Raw genomic sequence first — 17,916 nt, 5'->3', positions numbered from 1 at the left:
TGGGACCAGTAGCGCCGCACGCAGCCATGAGCGACCTGGGGACGGTGGAAGCCCGGGGGTGTGCGCGGGGTGAAGATCAGCCCGGAGCCGTCGGAAGAAAGCCCTCGGGCGAGTAGAACCGGCATCGCTGACCCCAATGAGGGGGCGGTGGGAAGTCCTCCACCGCCAAGAAGGGTGGTACCGCGGGAGCGCCGGCGCGTCGGCGTCCTCGTCCCTTCGACGGAGTCTGTCCCAGTGTCCGCCGGAGGAAGTCCCCGATGAGCCCGAACAGCCAGCCGCAGTATCGCCAGGTGCCCGCGCAGGTCGACCTGCCCGCCCTCGAACACGAGGTGCTGGCGCTGTGGGACGAGCGCAAGACGTTCGCCCGCTCGGTCGAGCAGACGCGCGGCCTGCCCGACTGGGTCTTCTACGAGGGCCCGCCCACCGCCAACGGTATGCCCGGCGCCCACCACATCGAGGCCCGGGTCTTCAAGGACGTCTTCCCGCGCTTCAAGACGATGCAGGGCCACCATGTGACCCGCAAGGCCGGCTGGGACTGCCACGGCCTGCCGGTCGAGCTGGCGGTGGAGAAGGAGCTGGGCTTCACCGGCAAGCAGGACATCGAGGATTACGGCATCGCGGAGTTCAACGCGAAGTGCCGCGCCTCGGTGACCCGGCACACCGACGCCTTCGCCGAGCTGACGACCCGGATGGGCTACTGGGTCGACCTGGACAACGCGTACCGCACCATGGACCCGGAGTACGTGGAGTCGGTGTGGTGGTCGCTCAAGCAGATCTTCGGCAAGGGCCTGCTCGTGCAGGACTACCGGGTCTCCCCCTGGTGCCCACGCGACCAGACCGGCCTGTCGGACCACGAGCTGGCGCAAGGCTACGAGACGGTGGTCGACCCCTCGGTCTACGTCCGCTTCCCGCTCACCTCCGGGCCGCTGGCGGGCGCCGCGTCGCTGCTGGTGTGGACGACGACCCCGTGGACGCTGGTGTCCAACACCGCGGTCGCCGCGCACCCCGACGTCAGCTACGTCGTCGCCACCGACGGCAGCGAGCGGCTGGTCGTCGCCGAGCCGCTGCTCGGCAAGGCGCTGGGCGAGGGCTGGACCGCGACCGGGCAGCGCTACACCGGGCGGGAGATGGAGCGCTGGACGTACGACCGGCCCTTCGACCTGGTCGACATCCCCGACGCGCACTTCGTGCTGAACGCCGAGTACGTGACCACCGAGGACGGCACGGGCCTGGTGCACCAGTCCCCCGCCTTCGGCGAGGACGACCTCAAGGCGTGCCGCGCGTACGGCCTGCCGGTGGTCAACCCGGTGCGCAGGGACGGCACCTTCGAGCCCGACGTGCCGCTGGTCGGCGGGGTGTTCTTCAAGAAGGCCGACGAGGCGCTGGTCGCCGAGCTGCGGTCCACCGGGCGGCTGTTCCGGCACGTGCCGTACGAGCACAGCTATCCGCACTGCTGGCGCTGCCACACCGCGCTGCTCTACTACGCGCAGCCGTCCTGGTACATCAGGACCACCGCGGTCAAGGACGCGATGCTGCGGGAGAACGAGCGGACCAACTGGTACCCGGAGTCGGTCAAGACCGGCCGCTTCGGCGACTGGCTGGACAACAACGTCGACTGGGCGCTGTCCCGCAGCCGGTACTGGGGCACCCCGCTGCCGATCTGGCGCTGCGAGCAGGAGCATCTGACCTGCGTCGGCTCGCTGGCCGAGCTGACCGAGCTGACCGGCACCGACCAGTCGGGGCTCGACCCGCACCGGCCGTACGTCGACGCGGTGACCTTCGCGTGCGGCACCTGCGGTGGCACCGCGACCCGGGTGCCCGAGGTCATCGACGCCTGGTACGACTCGGGTTCGATGCCGTTCGCCCAGTGGGGATACCCGTTCCAGAACAAGGACGTCTTCGAGCGGACGTATCCGGCGCAGTTCATCTCCGAGGCGATCGACCAGACCCGCGGCTGGTTCTACACGCTGATGGCGGTCGGCACGCTGGTCTTCGACCGGTCCGCGTACGAGAACGTGGTCTGCCTGGGCCACATCCTGGCCGAGGACGGCCGCAAGATGTCCAAGCACCTGGGCAACACCCTGGAGCCGATCCCGCTGATGGACCAGCACGGCGCCGACGCGGTGCGCTGGTTCATGGCGGCCGGCGGCTCCCCGTGGGCGGCCCGCAGGGTCGGGCACGGCACCATCCAGGAGGTGGTGCGCAAGACCCTGCTCACCTACTGGAACACGGTGGCCTTCCAGGCGCTGTACGCCCGCACGTCCGGCTGGGCGCCCTCCGCGGCCGACCCGGCGGTCGAGGACCGGCCGCTGCTCGACCGCTGGCTGGTCGGCGAGCTGAACATCCTGGTGCGCGACGTCACCGACGCGCTGGAGTCGTTCGACACCCAGCGGGCCGGCAAGCTGCTGTCGGCCTTCGTGGACGACCTGTCCAACTGGTACGTGCGCCGGTCTCGGCGCCGCTTCTGGCAGGGCGACGCGGCGGCGCTGCGCACCCTGCACGACGTGGTCGAGACGGTGACCCGGCTGATGGCACCGCTGGTGCCGTTCATCACCGAACGGGTGTGGCAGGACCTGGTGGTGCCGGTGGTGCCGGGCGTGCCGGACTCCGTGCACCTGGCGTCCTGGCCGCAGGCCGACCTGTCACGGATCGACCCCGCGCTGCCCGCCCGCATGCAACTGGTGCGGCGGCTGGTGGAGCTGGGCCGGGCGACCCGGGCGGAGTCCGGGGTGAAGACCAGGCAGCCGCTGTCGCGGGCGCTGGTCGCCGCCGCCGGCTTCGAGGACCTGTCGCCCGAACTGCGGGCGCAGATCGCCGAGGAGCTGAACGTCTCCTCGCTCGCCGGGCTGTCCGAGGTGGGCGGCTCCCTGGTCGACGCCAGCGCGAAGGCGAACTTCCGGGTGCTGGGCAAGCGGTTCGGCAAGGGCGTCCAGGCGGTGGCCGCTGCGGTCGCCGCGGCCGACGCGGCCGCCCTGTCCGCGGACCTGCGGGAGCGCGGCAGCACCACGGTGGTGGTGGACGGCGCCGGGGTCGCGCTCGGCCCGGACGAGGTCATCGTCACCGAAACCCCGCGCGAGGGCTGGTCGGTGGCCTCCGACTCCGGCGCCACGGTCGCCCTCGACCTGGAGATCACCCCGGAGCTGCGGCTCGCGGGACTCGCCAGGGACGTGATCAGGCTGGTCCAGGAGGCCAGGAAGAACAGCGGATTCGACGTCGCCGACCGGATCGCGGTCCGCTGGCGCACGGAGCGCTCCGACCTGGCCGAGGCGCTGCGCGCGCACGCCGGGCTGATCGCCGAGGAGGTCCTGGCCGTCGAGTTCTCCGAGGGCGCACCCTCCGACGGCTTCGGCCCCGCCTTCACCGACGCGCCTCTCGCCCTGACCTTCCACCTCCGCAAGCCCTAGGTCGGCGCCGGGCGGCGCCCACCAGGGGGGCGGGGAACTGCGCGACCCGCGCCCCACCGGGGCGCGGGTCGTCACCGGCCCGAACGGGCTGTCGGGTCCGTACCGGACCACCGGCCAGTGGTCGGCTGAGCGCGCAGCTCCCCGCGCCCCTGAAGCGCTCGCGCGCTGGGCGCGCAAAAGGGCCGGGCCTCGCCGGGGGAAGATCCCCGGGAGGCCCGGCCCTGAAAAGCGCGCCGCGGGCGGCTAGTTGTCGTCCTCGTCGATGAGGAAGCCGCGCATCGGCGTCGGGGCCTGCTGGAGCGGCGAGGGGCCGCCCTGCGGGCGGACCGGCGCCATCGGCTGGGTCATCGCGGGGGACATCTGCTGCTGGCCGCCGTACGTCGGGCCGGGGGTGTGGCCCCCCATGCCCTGGCCGCCGCCGTAGGAGGGCGCCGAGGCGTTGTGGCCCATGGCGCCTGCCCCGGCGGGAGCCATCCCGCTCATGCCGTTGCTCATCGAGCCGTTCCCCATCGAGCCGTTGCCCATGGAGCTGCCCCCCATGCTGCCGCCCATCGGCGACGGGGACGGCAGGGACGGCGCGGGCGGGGAGGTGCGCGGCGGGGCGAGCGAGTCGTCCGCCTGGTTCTCCAGCTGGCGCAGCTGGGACTCCAGGTAGGACTTCAGCCGCGTGCGGTACTCCCGCTCGAAGCCGCGCAGGTCCTCGACCTTGCGCTCCAGCGTGGCGCGGGCGGACTCCAGCGAGCCCATCGCTACGCGGTGCTTCTCCTGGGCGTCCCGCTCCAACGCGTCGGCCTTGGCGCGGGCGTCCCGCTCCAGACCCTCGGCGCGGCTGCGGGCCTCGCCGACGATCTTGTTGGCCTCGGAACGCGCCTCGGCGATGGCCTGGTCGGCGGTCTGCTGGGCGAGCGAGAGCACCCGGGCGGCGCTGTCGCCACCGGGACCCTGCTGCTGCATCGGGTGCCCCTGCTGCTGCATGGGGTGCTGCCCCATCGGGCCGGGACCCTGCTGCTGCATCGGATGCTGCCCCATCGGGCCGGGACCCTGCTGCTGCATCGGATGCTGCCCCATCGGGCCAGGTCCCTGCTGCTGCATCGGATGCTGCCCGGGGCCGGGACCGTGCTGCTGCGAGCTGGGGCCGGGCGGCAGTTGCGGCATGCCGCCCTGCTGCATACCGCCCTGCTGCATACCGCCCTGCTGCTGCGGCGGGCCCATCTGCTGCGGCATCTGCTGCTGCACGGGCTGCGGTCCGGATATGGCCGCGGGGACCGGTCGGTCCTGCGGTTCCGGTTTGCGCATGCCCTGCTGGTTCTGGGCGGCGGCACGAGTGGCTGCGGCCAGCTTGGCCCGCAGGTCCTCGTTCTCGCGGAGCAGTCGGGTCAGCTCCGACTCCACCTCGTCGAGGAAGGCGTCGACCTCATCCTCGTCATAGCCCTCTCGGAGGCGGACGGTCGTGAACTGCTTGTTCCGAACGTCCTCGGGGGTCAACGGCATCTCTTCACCTCAACGTGATCGTCGACATATCGGGAGCTTGCACCGTTCACATGAAGCTCCCAACAACGTAGATCAGGATGTAAACGATGATCATCAATACGAAGAAGGACAGGTCGAGCGCCACGCCCCCGAGGCGCAGCGGCGGGATGAACCGCCGCAGAAGCTTGAGTGGCGGATCGGTGACAGTGTAGGTGCCCTCCAGGACCACCACCATCGGCTTCCCAGGGTGCCATGAACGGGCGAACTGGAAGACGTAATCCATCACCAATCGGAAAATCAGCACAAAGAGGAAGCAGTACAACGCGATGTACAGCACCTGGAGTGCGACACTCATCGCGCTTCCCTCTCCCCTGCTCGTCGGCCAGTTGGCCGGTCCCTACGGTTGCGATCGCTCAGCTCTGGTTGAAGAACCCGCCCTCGGCGATCCGGGCCTTGTCCTCCGCCGTGACATCGACGTTAGCAGGCGACAGCAGAAAGACCTTCTGCGTCACCCGCTCGATGCTCCCATGGAGGCCGAAGACCAGACCGGCTGCGAAGTCGACAAGCCGCTTCGCATCCGTGTCGTCCATCTCCGTCAAGTTCATGATCACCGGGGTGCCTTCGCGGAAGTGTTCCCCGATCGTACGGGCTTCGTTGTAGGTCCGGGGGTGGAGTGTCGTGATCCGGTACGGCTCGCGTTCTGACACGACCTTGGGCATGATCACCGCTGCGTTCTTCTCCAGGCTGTGACGTTCGGGTGTGATGGATGCCACGGGGGCGATCCGCGGTTCGCGGGGTGCCGGGGCGTGCACGAGCCGGGGCGGCTCGTCCTGCTGTGGCTGGTGCTGGCTCGGTGGCACGTGCTGGCTGTGCGGGCGGCGGGGGACGCGCTCCTGCTCGGTGACGGCCCGCGCCGGCGGCGCTGCCATCTCCGGCTCGAACTCGTCATCCGGGTCGAAGCCCGGGCCGTCGTATCCGTCGTCCTCCACGAGGCCGAGGTAGACCGCCATCTTGCGCATCGCGCCGGCCATGCTCTGCGTCCTCTCAGCGGGGTTGCGGTCCTCGGCCGCCTCGGGGACGGCCGCCACACCATATTTATGCTGTGGTCCGACTTGTTTGGTGACGTTACCGGAGCCCGGGACGGACTCCGAGTACCGCCGTTCCGACGCGTACATGTGTCGCTCCGGCCGTCACCGCTTCGTCGAGGTCCTGGCTCATCCCTGCCGAGACCATGGTGGCAGCCGGATGCGTTTGGCGCAGGCGGGATGAGATTTCCATCAACCGGTCGAAGGCCGCGCGGGGTTGGCCGGCGTACGCGCCGGCCAGCGGCGCCACCGTCATCAGCCCGTCGAGCCGCAGCCCCGGAGCCGCCGCGAGGGCGTCTGCCAGTTCGAACACCGCGCCGGGTGCCACCCCGCCGCGCTCCCCGCGGTCCCCCGCCTCCGCGTCCAGCGCGACCTGGACCAGGCAACCCACCTGCCGCTGGGCGGCGGTGGCCGCCGAGGACAGGGCGGTGACCAGCCTGAGCCGGTCGACGGAGTGCACATGATCAGCGTAACCGACCACCGAGCGGGCCTTGTTGGTCTGCAGCTGGCCCACGAAGTGCCAGCTCAGCGGCAGGTCGGCGGTCTCGGCTGCCTTGGCCGCGGCGTCCTGGTCGCGGTTCTCGGCGACCTCGCGCACGCCCAGTCCCGACAGCAGCCGGACGTCGCTCGCCGGGTAGGTCTTGGTGACCACGATGAGGGTCACCTCCTTGCGGTCCCGGCCCGCGGCCAGGCAGGCGTCGGCGATCCGCTGCTCGACCCGGGCGAGATTCGCCGCGAGCTGCCCGCCGCGTCCGCCGTCCGCCGCGCCGGTCGCTTCCGTGCTGCTCATGCGCTGCCGTCCAGCCATACGTAGCCGGCCAGTCGGCCGGTGACCCGGTCGCGGCGGTAGGAGAAATGGTCGGCGGATTCCCGGGTGCACACCACCGGGCCCTCGACCGCCCGCACCCCGGCGCGCAGCAGTTGGGCGCGCACCCCGGCGGCCACATCGACCGCCGGCGTGCCCCAACTCGTCTCGGCGTACGCCGCCGGTTCGACCGCCGCGACCTCGTCGCGGAGCGACGCGGGCACTTCGTAGCATTTACCGCAAACCGACGGGCCGAGGACGGCCGTTGTGGCGGCCGGATCGGCGCCCTGTGTGATCATCGTCTCAATTACGGCGGTGGCGATACCGGCGACCATCCCGGGCCGTCCGGCGTGCGCGGCGGCGGCCACCCTCGCCACCGGGTCGGCGAGCAGCACCGGGACGCAGTCCGCGGTGAGCACCCCGAGGGTCAGGTCGCCGCGGGTGGTGACGACGGCGTCGACGTCCGGCGCGGGGGCGTCGCCCCACGGTTCGTGCACGACGGCGACGTCGCGGCCGTGCACCTGGTTCATCCAGACCACCCGGCCCGGGTCGCGGCCGAGCGCGCGGGCGGACAGCTCGCGGTTGCCGCGGACGGCGGCGGGATCGTCGCCGACCGCGCCGCCGAGGTTGAGGCTGTCGTACGGAACGGCGCTCACCCCGCCCCACCGGTCGGTGAAGGCGAAGTGCGCGCCGTTCGCTGAAATGCGGTGTCCTATCACGACCTGGCGATCACTTCAGGAAGTCGGGGACGTCGAGCTCTTCCGCCGCGCTGTCCTGATACGGCCGGGCCGGCGGTACCACCGGCGGGGTGGCCGGGGTGGCCGGGGCCTCGGCAACCGGCTCCGGCTCCCGCTCGCCGGGCGCCGGGACGCTGCCCAGGCCGCCGAAGGAGGGTGCCGGACGCGGCGGTTCGACCGGGCGGCCCGCGCCCGTGCTTGCCGAGCCGCTGTCACTGGCGGCGTAGGGCGAGTTCAGCACCTTGTCGCGGCTGCCCTTGGTGGGCGGCTGCCCGCCGTCGAAGCCGGCCGCGATGACGGTGACCCGGACCTCGTCGCCGAGCGCGTCGTCGATGACCGCGCCGAAGATGATGTTGGCCTCGGGGTGCGCGGCCTCGCTGACCAGCTGGGCCGCCTCGTTGATCTCGAACAGCCCGAGGTCGGAGCCGCCGGAGATGGACAGCAGCACTCCGCGCGCCCCGTCGATGGACGCTTCGAGCAGCGGCGAGGAGATCGCCATCTCCGCGGCGGCGACGGCCCGGTCGTCGCCGCGGGCCGAGCCGATGCCCATGAGGGCGGAACCCGCTTCCGACATCACGGACTTCACGTCGGCGAAGTCCAGGTTGATCAGGCCGGGGGTGGTGATCAGGTCGGTGATGCCCTGCACGCCGGACAGCAGCACCTGGTCGGCGGAGCGGAAGGCGTCGAGCACGCTGACCTGGCGGTCCGAGATGGACAGCAGACGGTCGTTGGGGATGACGATCAGGGTGTCGACGTTCTCGCGCAGCCCGGCGATGCCGTCCTCGGCCTGGTTGGCGCGGCGGCGGCCCTCGAAGGTGAAGGGGCGGGTGACCACCCCGATGGTCAGGGCGCCCAGCGAGCGGGCGATGTTGGCGACCACGGGGGCGCCGCCGGTGCCGGTGCCGCCGCCCTCTCCCGCGGTGACGAAGACCATGTCGGCGCCCTTGAGCACCTCTTCGATCTCCTCGCGGTGGTCCTCGGCGGCCTTGCGGCCGACGTCGGGGTTCGCGCCGGCGCCGAGTCCCCGGGTCAGCTCCCGGCCGACGTCGAGCTTGACGTCGGCGTCGCTCATCAGCAGGGCCTGCGCATCGGTGTTGATCGCGATGAACTCGACGCCCTTGAGACCGACCTCGATCATCCGGTTGATGGCGTTGACGCCACCGCCGCCGATGCCGACGACCTTGATGACTGCGAGGTAGTTCTGCGGTGCTGCCACGTCGAAGGCCTCTCGCCTCGATTTACGAATCGTGTGGGACGGTCGGTACGCTCGCCGGGGCCGTTCCGAACCCTGACCCTCAGGTTTAGGGTTACCAGTATGCCTGTCCCATGTGTTCCTTTGGGACGAGACACTAAGTCGACAAGCGGTGATGGTTCAACGAACACGCCGAACCTCCCGTTTTTCTTTTGACCCTATGTGATCACGCGGGCGCTCGGTGAGCCAGGGGTCGAATACTACCGAACCGGGCGTCCCGCACACGTCAACTTCCGGAAGCCGCAGGGGCGGTGGGGGCGCTGACGTCGTAGTGCGTGGCGTGCGGCTCGGCTTTCATCAGCGCGGTGAGCACCGCCGCCTTGCGGGCGCAGTCCTCCTGGCTGCCCCACATCACGTCCCGTCCGCTGGTGAGTTCGACGGTGATCGCGTCGTAGGAACGTACCCGGATCGCGGTCGCCCGGCCGGTCAGCGATTCCGGCAGCCGTCCCGCGACGGTAATCGCGGCCTGCAGAAGTCTCTTTGTTCCGAAATGCCGAAAGCTCGCTGTCTGATCGGGTGTCAATTGCACCAGCGGCACTCCGTGCGGCGGCTGATCGACGGTGGCGAACCTGACACCTTCCTTGTCGACTTCGGTGAACTTCCCGCCACTTTTCAGGATCGCGGACGGCGTGCGTTCGCTGACCTCCACCCGGATCGTGTGCGGCCAGGAGCGGTGCACCTGGGCGTCGCGCAGCCGGGGCAGCACCTTGAGCAGCCGTTTCCTGACCGCGCCGGTGTCGACCGAGACCAGCGGGCCGCCGAGGGGTACGGCGGCGGCCCGCTGGATCTGCCGCGGGGTCAGCACGTCGGCGCCGGTGACCGCGACCCGGTCGGCCCGCAGCCACGAGGACCCGTAGACCGCCCAGGTGCCGCCGCCCAGCAGCACGGTGAGCGCGACCAGGGCGATCAGCAGCGCGCGCCGGGCCTGCGGTGTCAGCCGCGGGCGGCCGGCGCCGGGCGGCCGGGGCGCGACGGGCGGTACCCGCGTACGGTCGCCGCCGCGTTCGGCGGGTCTGGCTCCGGTACCGGCTCCCGGTCCTGTCACGTCGGCCTCCCGTGTGTTGACGCCCCGGCGGGGTGTCTATCGTGCCCGGCGGGCGGCCACCGCCTCGTACACCATGCCGACGAGCAGGTCGTCCGCGTCGCGGCGGCCGAACTCGGCGGCGGCGCGGGACATGTCGTAGAGGCGGTGCGGGTCGGTGAGCACCGGCAGCACGTTGCCGAGCACCCACTCCGGGGTCAGCTCCGCGTCGTCCACCAGCAGACCGCCGCCGGCCTTGACCACCGGCTGCGCGTTGAGCCGCTGTTCGCCGTTGCCGATCGGCAGCGGGACGTAGGCGGCGGGCAGCCCGACCGCGGACAGTTCCGCCACGGTCATGGCGCCGGCCCGGCACAGCATCATGTCGGCGGCCGCGTAGGCGAGATCCATCCGGTCGACGTAGGGCACCGGGCGGTACGGCGGCATGCCCGGCATGTTGTCGGCCCTGGGCAGTTCGTTCTTCGGGCCCACCGCGTGCAGGATCTGCACCCCGGACTGCTGCAGCCTGGGGGCGACCGCGGCGATCACCTCGTTGAGCCGGCGGGCGCCCTGCGAACCGCCGGAGACCAGCAGGGTCGGCAGGTTCTGGTCCAGGCCGAAGGCGTGCCTGGCCTCCGGGCGGGCCGCGGCGCGGTCCAGGGTGGCGATGGAGCGGCGCAGCGGGATGCCGATGTAGCGCGAGTCGCGCAGCTTGCTGTCCGGGGTGGAGACGGCGACGGCGTGCGCGTACCGCGAGCCGATCTTGTTGGCGAGGCCGGGGCGGGCGTTGGCCTCGTGCACCACGATCGGCACGCCGAGCCGCTTGGCGGCCAGGTAGCCGGGCAGCGCCACGTAGCCGCCGAAGCCGACCACGCAGTCGGCCTTGGTGCGCTCAAGGACCTGCTCGGCGGCCTTGATGGTGCCGCGCAGCCGCCCGGGAACGGTGATCAGTTCGGGGGTGGGCCTGCGCGGCAGCGGAACAGCCGGGATCAGCGCCAGTTCATAGCCGCGCTCCGGCACCAGCCTGGTCTCCAGGCCCTTCTCGGTGCCGAGGGCGGTGATGCCCACGGTCGGGTCCTGCCTGCGCAGGGCATCGGCGAGCGCGAGCGCAGGCTCGATGTGGCCGGCGGTCCCCCCACCGGCGAGTACGACATGCACCGAAATTCACCGCTCTCCGGACGGCCGTCGGGTGACGTACCGTCGCATCGTCCGTGTCATTGCCCGGGTCGGGGGTTTACGCCCGCTCCGCCGCCCCCGCACGGCCAGCGCGGCTCGTGCCGCCGGCTCGCTCCTGGCGAAGGAGATCAGCAGCCCGATCGCGAACATGGTCGGCAGCAGGGCTGAACCTCCGTAGGAGAACAGCGGGAGCGGGACCCCGGCGATCGGCAGCAGGCCGAGCACCGCACCGATGTTGATCACGGCCTGGGCCGTGATCCAGGTGGTCACGCCACCCGCTGCGAACCTGACGAAGGGGTCCTCCGTACGACCGGCCACGCGGATACCCGCGTAGCCTAGTGCCGCGAAGAGGGCGAGTACCGACAGCGTCCCCGCCAGGCCCAGTTCCTCCCCGGTCACGGCGAAGATGAAGTCGGTGTGCGGCTCCGGGAGTTCGCCCCATTTCTCCACGCTCGCCCCGAGTCCTGAGCCGAACCAGCCGCCCGAGGCGAGGGCGTAGATCCCGTGCACGGCCTGCCAGCAGCCGTTGTCGGGGTCGGAGGCGGCGATGCAGTGCAGCCGGTCCATCCGGTTGGGGCTGGTGACGATGGCGAGCCCGGCCAGCACGGAGGCGCCGCCCAGCACGCCGGCGAACAGCCGGGTCGGCGCGCCGGCCAGCCACAGCATGCCGAAGAGGATCGCGGTCAGGATCACCGTGGTGCCCATGTCGCCGCCGAGCATGATGAGTCCGAGCAGCAGCACGGTGACCGGGATGAGCGGCACCAGCAGGTGCTTCCACTGCACCAGCAGGCCCTTGTCGCCCTTGCGGGCCAGCAGGTCGGCGCCCCACAGCACCAGCGCGAGCTTGCCGAACTCGCTGGGCTGCAGCTGGAAGGGGCCGCCCACGGAGATCCAGTTGGTGTTGCCGTGGACCGACTGCCCTATCCCGGGCACCTGCACCAGGCACATCAGGAAGACCGAGCCCAGCAGCAGCGGATACGCCAGCGCCCGGTGCAGCCTGACCGGCATCCTGGCGGCGGCGTAGAGCAGCACCGAGCCGAGCGCGACCGCGAGCAGCTGCTTGCGGAAGTAGTACGTGGACGGGAGCCCGTAGCGCAGCGCCTGGATCATCGACGCCGAGTAGACCATCACCAGGCCGAGCACGGTGATCAGCAGGCTGCCGCCGAGGATCACGTAGTACGCCGTCAGCGGCCGGTCCCAGGCCTCCCGCAGCCTGCCGGGCAGCCGGGCGGCCCCGCGCAGGGCGCTGGGCGCCCTGGCGGGGCGTGCGGCGCCGCGCGGGGTGGAGCCGTGTGCCGTCATGCGTCCCCTCCGTCGGTGCGGTGCGCCGCGGCCTGCGGGGGCGGGCCCCGGCGGCTAGGAGTGCGCCGCGGAGTCCGGCAGGGCGGCGCGTACGGCGTCCGCGAACAGGTCGCCGCGCTGGTTGTAGTTGCTGAACATGTCCATCGACGCGCAGGCGGGCGCCAGCAGGACGGTGTCGCCCGCGGTGGCCAACTGCCGTGCCGCGGCCACCGCCGCGGACATCGCCCCAGTGTCGGTCCGTTCCAGGTCCACCACCGGCACCTGGGGGGCGTGTCGCGCCAGGGCTTCGCGGATCAGCGCGCGGTCGGCGCCGAGCAGCACCGCCCCGCGCAGCCGTCCGGCGGCCGCGGTCACCAGCTCGTCGAACTCGGCGCCCTTGGCGAGCCCGCCGGCGATCCACACCACGTGCTCGTACGACGTCAGCGACGCCTGCGCGGCATGGGTGTTGGTGGCCTTGGAGTCGTCGACGTAGGCCACCCCGTCAAGCACGGCGACCTCGGCGATCCGGTGGGCGTCCGGGCGGAAGGCCCGCAGGCCCTCGCGGACCGCGCCGGCCGGCACCCCGTAGGCGCGGGCCAGCGCGGCGGCCGCCAGGGCGTTGGCGATGTTGTGCGGGGCGAGCGGCTGCACGTCGGCGGCCTCTGCCAGCTCCTGCGCGCTGTTGCGGCGGTCCTCGACGAAGGCCCGGTCCACCAGCAGCCCGTCGACCACCCCCAGCTCCGACATCCGGGGCGCGTCCAGGGTGAAGCCGATCGCCCGGCAGCCCTCCTCGACGTCGGCCTGTTCGACCAGCCGCTCGGTCGCGGGGTCGGCCGCGTTGTAGACGCAGGCGACCGTGTTGCCGTGGTAGATACGGCCCTTGTCGGCGACATAGGCGTCCATCGAGCCGTGCCAGTCGAGGTGGTCGGGGGCCAGGTTGAGCACCGCGGCGGAGTGCGGGCGGATGCCGGGCGCCCAGTGCAGCTGGTAGCTGGACAGCTCCACGGCGAGGACGTCGTACTGCTCCTCGCCGAGGACCGCGTCGAGCAGCGAGACGCCGATGTTGCCGACCGCCGCGGTACGCAGGCCCGCCGCGGTGAGCATGGCGGCGAGCATGCGGGTGGTGGTCGTCTTGCCGTTGGTGCCGGTGACCGCCAGCCAGGGCGCGGCGTCCGGGCCCCGCAGCCGCCAGGCCAGCTCCACGTCGCCGATGACCTCGACGCCGGCCTGCGCCGCCGCGGCGAACAGCGGGCTGGACGGCGGCCAGCCGGGCGAGGTGACGACGAGCTCGGTGCCCTCGGGCAGGGTCTCGCCGTCGCCGAGGCGCACGGTGATGCCCAGCGCCTCCAGCTCCGCCGCCTCGGCCTGCTGCCGCTCCCCCGCGACGCCGTTGACCACGGTGACGCGGGCGCCGAGCGCGTGCAGCGCCCTGGCCGCGGGCACCCCGGACACGCCGAGCCCGGCGACGGTGACCGCCGCGTCCTTGAATCCGCCGGGCCCGGCGTGCCCCTGCGTCATGACGCGGCCACCCACGCGGCGTAGAAGATGCCGAGCCCCACGGCCATGCACATGCCCTGGATGATCCAGAATCTGACCACCACCAGGACCTCGCTCCAGCCCTTGAGCTCGAAGTGGTGCTGGAGGGGTGCCATCCGGAAGACCCGCTTGCCGGTCAGCCGGAAGGAGCCGACCTGGATGACCACCGACATGGTGATCAGGACGAACAGGCCGCCGAGGATGGCGAGCAGCAGCTCGGTGCGCGAGCAGATCGCCAGGCCGGCGAGCGCGCCGCCCAGCGCGAGCGAACCGGTGTCGCCCATGAAGATCTTGGCCGGCGAGGTGTTCCACCACAGGAAGCCGAACAGGGCGCCCACCAGGGCCGCCGCGACCACCGCGAGGTCCAGCGGGTCGCGCACCTCGTAGCAGGCTCCGTTGGCGCTGACCTGGGCCCCGCACCACTGGCCGTACTGCCACACGCCGATGACGGTGTAGGCGGCGAAGACCATCACCGAGGCGCCGGTGGCCAGGCCGTCCAGGCCGTCGGTGAGGTTCACGCCGTTGGACATCGCCAGGATCATGAACAGCGCCCAGATCACGAAGATCACCGGGCCGATCGACCAGCCGAAGTCCGTGGTGAAGGACAGCTTGGTGGAGGCCGGCGTCTGGTTGCGCGAGTCGTGGAAGTTCAGCGCCAGCACCGCGAAGGTGATGCCGACGATGAGCTGGCCCGCCATCTTCGCCTTGGCCCGCAGGCCCAGGCTGCGCTGCTTGACGATCTTGATGTAGTCGTCGAGGAAGCCGACGAGCCCGAGCCCCGCGGTCAGGAACAGCACCAGCACGCCCGACATGGACGGCTTGTCACCGGTGATCACCTTGGTCGAGGCGTACGCGACCAGGGTGGCCAGGATGAACGCGATACCGCCCATGGTGGGCGTCCCGCGCTTGCTGTGGTGGTTCTGCGGGCCGTCGTCGCGGATCATCTGCCCGTAGCCCTTGCGGGCCAGCAGACGGATCAGCAGCGGGGTGCCGATCAGCGACAGGAACAGCGCGATCACCCCGGAGACGAGGATCTGCTTCATCGCGCGGCACCCTCGCGTGCCGCCGTACCGCCGGAACCGCCCCCGGTCAGCGCCAGGGCGACGGCCTCGAGACCGACCGACCGTGATGCCTTCACCAGCACGACGTCACCTGGGCGCACCTCTGCGCGCAACAGGTCGATCGCCGCCTCCGCGTCGGACACGTGCACCGACTCCTCACCCCACGAACCCTCGTTATAGGCGCCCAATTGCAGCCACCCGGCTTCCGTACCGCCGACCGCAACGAGCTTGCTGACGTTGAGCCGGACGACCAGCCGCCCCACCGCGTCGTGCTCGGCGAGAGCTTCCCCGCCCAGTTCGGCCATCTTTCCCAGCACCGCCCACGTCCGTCCCCCCGCGGCCTGTGCGGACCTGCCCATCGCGGCGAGTGCGCGCAGGGCTGCCCTCATGGATTCGGGGTTCGCGTTGTAGGCGTCGTTGACGACCGTCACGCCGTCGGGGCGCTCGGTGACCTCCATCCGCCAGTGCGACAACGGTCCTGCCGCGGAGAGCGCGATGGCGATCTCCCCTGCGGGCATGCCGAGTTCACTGGCGACGGCGGCTGCGGCGAGCGCGTTCGACACGTGGTGCTCACCGTACAGGCGCAAGGTCACGTCGGCGCACCCGGTGGGTGTTCGGAGGCTGAAGACCGCCTGACCTCGGTCGTTGAGGGTGATATCGGTCGCCCGGACGTCCGCCTGCTCGCTCTCCCCGAAGAGCACCACCCGGGCCTTTGTACGAGCCGCCATGGCCAGCACCAGCGGATCGTCGGCGTTCAGTACGGCGATGCCACCGTCGTGCCCGTCCGGCAGCGACTCGACCAGTTCGCCCTTGGCCTGGGCGATCTGCTCCTTGCCGCCGAACTCGCCGATGTGGGCACTTCCGACGTTGAGGACCACACCGATGCGCGGCGGTGTCAGCCCGGTCAGATACGCGATGTGGCCGATGCCGCGGGCGCCCATCTCCAGCACCAGGTGCCGGGTGCCCTCGTCGGCCTGCAGCGCGGTCAGCGGCAGGCCGATCTCGTTGTTCAGCGACCCGGGGGTGTAGACGGTCGGCGCCAGCCGCTCGAGCAGCTGCGCCATCAGGTCCTTGGTGCTGGTCTTGCCCGCGGAGCCGGTCAGTGCGACCACGGTGGCGCCCAGCCGGTCGATGACGTGCCGGGCCAGGGCGCCCAGCGCGGCCTGCACGTCCTCGACCACGATCGCGGGCACACCGACCGGGCGGGAGGCGAGCACCGCCACCGCGCCCGCCTGGACCACCTGGGCGGCGAAGTCGTGGCCGTCGGCCCGCTCACCGGCGAAGGCCACGAAGAGCGCGCCGGGCACCGCCTCTCGGGAGTCCCGGATCACCGGCCCCGTCACCATCAGGCTGTCGTCCGGTATGTCGTGCGTGCTCCCGCCGACCGCACGTGCGACCTCGGCGAGGGAAAGGGGGATCACGATGCTTTCCGGTCCTTCTCGATCGCGGCGCGCAGCACCTCTCGGTCGTCGAAGGGGCGCACCTCTCCGGCGATGTCCTGGCCCTGCTCGTGGCCCTTGCCCGCCACCAGCACGATGTCGCCGGGCTCGGCCGCGGCGACGGCGGCGGCCACCGCGGCGGCCCTGTCGGGTTCGACGACGACCCGGGCGCGCTGCTCGGCGGGCACCTCGGAGGCCCCTGCCAGCATCGTGGCGAGGATCGCCAGCGGGTCCTCGGAACGCGGGTTGTCCGACGTCAGGACGGCGGTGTCGGCCAGCCTGGCCAGCGCGGCGCCCATCGGGCCGCGCTTGGTGGTGTCGCGGTCGCCGCCGCAGCCCAGCACGGCGTGGATCCGGCCGCGGGTGGTCTTGCGCAGCGCCCGCAGCACGGACTCCACGGCGTCGGTCTTGTGCGCGTAGTCCACCACGGCGAGATACGGCTGCCCGGCGTCGACCCGCTCCAGCCGGCCCGGCACCCCGGGGACGGCGGCGACGCCCTCGGCGGCGCTCTGCGGGTCCAGGCCGGCGGCGGCCAGCGCGGTGACGGCGGCGAGGGTGTTCGCGACGTTGAAGGGGCCGGGCAGCGGCGCGGTGGCCGCCAGCCGCTCGCCCTTGGGGCCGATCACCGTGAAGGTGCTGCCCGCCAGGTCGGCCTCGACGTCCTCGGCCCGCCAGTCGGCGTCCAGCCGGCCCTGCGCCGAGAAGGTCACCAGCGGCACGGTGGCCTCGGCGACCAGCCGGCGGCCGTACTCGTCGTCCAGGTTCACCACGCCGAGCCGGCTGCGCCGCGGGGTGAACAGCTGCGCCTTGGCCTGGAAGTAGTCCTCCATGCCGGAGTGGAACTCCATGTGCTCCGGGCTGAGGTTGGTGAAGACGGCCACGTCGAAGACGGCGCCGTCGACCCGGCCGAGCACCAGGGCGTGGCTGGAGACCTCCATGACGAGCGAGCCGACACCGCGCTCGCGCATCACCGCGAACAGCGCCTGCAGGTCGGTGGCCTCCGGCGTGGTGCGCTCGCTCTTGATGCGCTCGTCGCCGATCCGGGTCTCGACCGTGCCGACCAGGCCCGTACCGCCGCCGGTGGCGGCCCGCAGCCCGCCCTCGACCAGATACGCGGTCGTGGTCTTACCGGAGGTCCCGGTGATGCCGATCTTCAGCAGCGCCTCGCCGGGCCCGTCGTAGACGGCCGCGGCCAGCGCGCCCATCTCCGATCTGGGGTCGGCGACGGTCAGCACCGGCAGGCCGGTCGCGGCGGCCCGCTCGGCGCCCGCCGGATCGGTGAGCACGGCCGCGGCTCCCGCGGCGGCCGCCTGGGCCGCGAAGTCGGCGCCGTGGAAACGGGCGCCGGGCAAGGCGGTGTAGAGGTCGCCCGGGCGGACCGCGCGCGAGTCGTGGGTGATGCCGGTGACAGCGGCGTCACCGCCGGGGTCCGGGATGCCGAGCCGCCGGGCGAGGTCCGCCAGCGGTTTCGGCCGGACCCGTGTCGGGCGCGGCGGGCCCGGCTGGGTGAGGGTGGCTTGATCAGGGTTGGGCACGGCGGTGAGGTTACCGGGCGGGCCGGGCTCCGGGCCAAAACAGGCCGGGTGCGGCCGGCGCGGGTCGCGCCGCGTGCCGCTGACAGCGCCGGGCTGGTCACGGTCGGTGCCTGCCAT

14 protein-coding genes are annotated in these 17,916 nt (G+C 71.9%); 1 reads left to right on the top strand and 13 read right to left on the bottom strand.

Going from position 1 to position 17,916, the window contains the following annotated elements:
- Positions 1-257 precede the first annotated feature (257 nt).
- Positions 258-3,404 (top strand): isoleucine--tRNA ligase, encoded by a 3,147-nt coding sequence (gene ileS, locus OG702_RS27285; protein ID WP_327291591.1) that lies wholly within the window; start codon positions 258-260, stop codon positions 3,402-3,404.
- 243 nt (positions 3,405-3,647) lie between these two features.
- Here ileS and OG702_RS27280 read toward each other — a convergent pair whose 3' ends face one another.
- The 13 genes from OG702_RS27280 to OG702_RS27220 form a co-directional block, all read right to left on the bottom strand.
- Positions 3,648-4,895 (bottom strand): DivIVA domain-containing protein, encoded by a 1,248-nt coding sequence (locus tag OG702_RS27280; RefSeq protein ID WP_327291590.1) that lies wholly within the window; start codon positions 4,893-4,895, stop codon positions 3,648-3,650.
- A gap of 46 nt (positions 4,896-4,941) precedes the next feature.
- On the bottom strand, positions 4,942-5,229 hold the full coding sequence (locus tag OG702_RS27275; protein ID WP_073497265.1) for a YggT family protein: 288 nt from the start codon (positions 5,227-5,229) through the stop codon (positions 4,942-4,944).
- Between the two features lie 58 nt (positions 5,230-5,287).
- Positions 5,288-5,905: a cell division protein SepF gene (locus tag OG702_RS27270; protein WP_327293390.1), complete on the bottom strand. Its 618-nt coding sequence runs from the start codon at positions 5,903-5,905 to the stop codon at positions 5,288-5,290.
- Positions 5,906-5,999: 94 nt separating this feature from the next.
- On the bottom strand, positions 6,000-6,749 hold the full coding sequence (locus OG702_RS27265) for a YggS family pyridoxal phosphate-dependent enzyme (RefSeq protein WP_327291589.1): 750 nt from the start codon (positions 6,747-6,749) through the stop codon (positions 6,000-6,002).
- Positions 6,746-7,483: a peptidoglycan editing factor PgeF gene (gene pgeF / locus OG702_RS27260; protein WP_327291588.1), complete on the bottom strand. Its 738-nt coding sequence runs from the start codon at positions 7,481-7,483 to the stop codon at positions 6,746-6,748. Before pgeF ends, OG702_RS27265 begins: the two co-directional genes overlap by 4 nt.
- Before the next feature lie 10 nt (positions 7,484-7,493).
- Complete coding sequence (ftsZ, locus tag OG702_RS27255) at positions 7,494-8,717, bottom strand: cell division protein FtsZ (protein WP_327291587.1); 1,224 nt, start codon at positions 8,715-8,717, stop codon at positions 7,494-7,496.
- 262 nt (positions 8,718-8,979) lie between these two features.
- Positions 8,980-9,798 (bottom strand): cell division protein FtsQ/DivIB, encoded by an 819-nt coding sequence (locus OG702_RS27250; RefSeq protein ID WP_327291586.1) that lies wholly within the window; start codon positions 9,796-9,798, stop codon positions 8,980-8,982.
- 36 nt (positions 9,799-9,834) lie between these two features.
- The gene (gene murG, locus OG702_RS27245) at positions 9,835-10,929 is read right to left on the bottom strand and encodes an undecaprenyldiphospho-muramoylpentapeptide beta-N-acetylglucosaminyltransferase (RefSeq protein ID WP_327291585.1); all 1,095 of its coding nucleotides are present in this window, start codon (positions 10,927-10,929) and stop codon (positions 9,835-9,837) included.
- Between the two features lie 6 nt (positions 10,930-10,935).
- Positions 10,936-12,249: a putative lipid II flippase FtsW gene (gene ftsW, locus OG702_RS27240; protein WP_327291584.1), complete on the bottom strand. Its 1,314-nt coding sequence runs from the start codon at positions 12,247-12,249 to the stop codon at positions 10,936-10,938.
- 54 nt (positions 12,250-12,303) lie between these two features.
- On the bottom strand, positions 12,304-13,746 hold the full coding sequence (murD, locus tag OG702_RS27235) for a UDP-N-acetylmuramoyl-L-alanine--D-glutamate ligase (RefSeq protein WP_327291583.1): 1,443 nt from the start codon (positions 13,744-13,746) through the stop codon (positions 12,304-12,306).
- On the bottom strand, positions 13,743-14,807 hold the full coding sequence (mraY, locus tag OG702_RS27230) for a phospho-N-acetylmuramoyl-pentapeptide-transferase (protein WP_327291582.1): 1,065 nt from the start codon (positions 14,805-14,807) through the stop codon (positions 13,743-13,745). The genes murD and mraY overlap by 4 nt, the downstream gene beginning before the upstream one ends.
- Positions 14,804-16,246: a UDP-N-acetylmuramoyl-tripeptide--D-alanyl-D-alanine ligase gene (locus OG702_RS27225; protein ID WP_327291581.1), complete on the bottom strand. Its 1,443-nt coding sequence runs from the start codon at positions 16,244-16,246 to the stop codon at positions 14,804-14,806. Before OG702_RS27225 ends, mraY begins: the two co-directional genes overlap by 4 nt.
- The gene (locus tag OG702_RS27220) at positions 16,243-17,916 is read right to left on the bottom strand and encodes a UDP-N-acetylmuramoyl-L-alanyl-D-glutamate--2,6-diaminopimelate ligase (RefSeq protein WP_327291580.1); all 1,674 of its coding nucleotides are present in this window, start codon (positions 17,914-17,916) and stop codon (positions 16,243-16,245) included. Before OG702_RS27220 ends, OG702_RS27225 begins: the two co-directional genes overlap by 4 nt.

The sequence above is a fragment of the Streptomyces sp. NBC_01198 genome (assembly GCF_036010485.1).
In the GTDB taxonomy this organism is placed as follows: domain Bacteria; phylum Actinomycetota; class Actinomycetes; order Streptomycetales; family Streptomycetaceae; genus Actinacidiphila.
The sequence above is the reverse complement of the archived record's forward strand: the minus strand, read 5'-3'. Positions and strand labels throughout refer to the sequence as shown.

What these genes read in the sequence shown, in the direction of transcription:
- ileS (WP_327291591.1), top strand. Translation starts at nt 258, where the DNA reads ATGAGCCCGAACAGCCAGCCGCAGTATCGCCAGGTGCCCGCGCAGGTC.
- OG702_RS27280 (WP_327291590.1), bottom strand. Translation starts at nt 4,895, where the DNA reads ATGCCGTTGACCCCCGAGGACGTTCGGAACAAGCAGTTCACGACCGTC.
- OG702_RS27275 (WP_073497265.1), bottom strand. Translation starts at nt 5,229, where the DNA reads ATGAGTGTCGCACTCCAGGTGCTGTACATCGCGTTGTACTGCTTCCTC.
- OG702_RS27270 (WP_327293390.1), bottom strand. Translation starts at nt 5,905, where the DNA reads ATGGCCGGCGCGATGCGCAAGATGGCGGTCTACCTCGGCCTCGTGGAG.
- OG702_RS27265 (WP_327291589.1), bottom strand. Translation starts at nt 6,749, where the DNA reads ATGAGCAGCACGGAAGCGACCGGCGCGGCGGACGGCGGACGCGGCGGG.
- ftsW (WP_327291584.1), bottom strand. Translation starts at nt 12,249, where the DNA reads ATGACGGCACACGGCTCCACCCCGCGCGGCGCCGCACGCCCCGCCAGG.
- murD (WP_327291583.1), bottom strand. Translation starts at nt 13,746, where the DNA reads ATGACGCAGGGGCACGCCGGGCCCGGCGGATTCAAGGACGCGGCGGTC.
- mraY (WP_327291582.1), bottom strand. Translation starts at nt 14,807, where the DNA reads ATGAAGCAGATCCTCGTCTCCGGGGTGATCGCGCTGTTCCTGTCGCTG.
- OG702_RS27220 (WP_327291580.1), bottom strand. Translation starts at nt 17,916, where the DNA reads ATGGCAGGCACCGACCGTGACCAGCCCGGCGCTGTCAGCGGCACGCGG.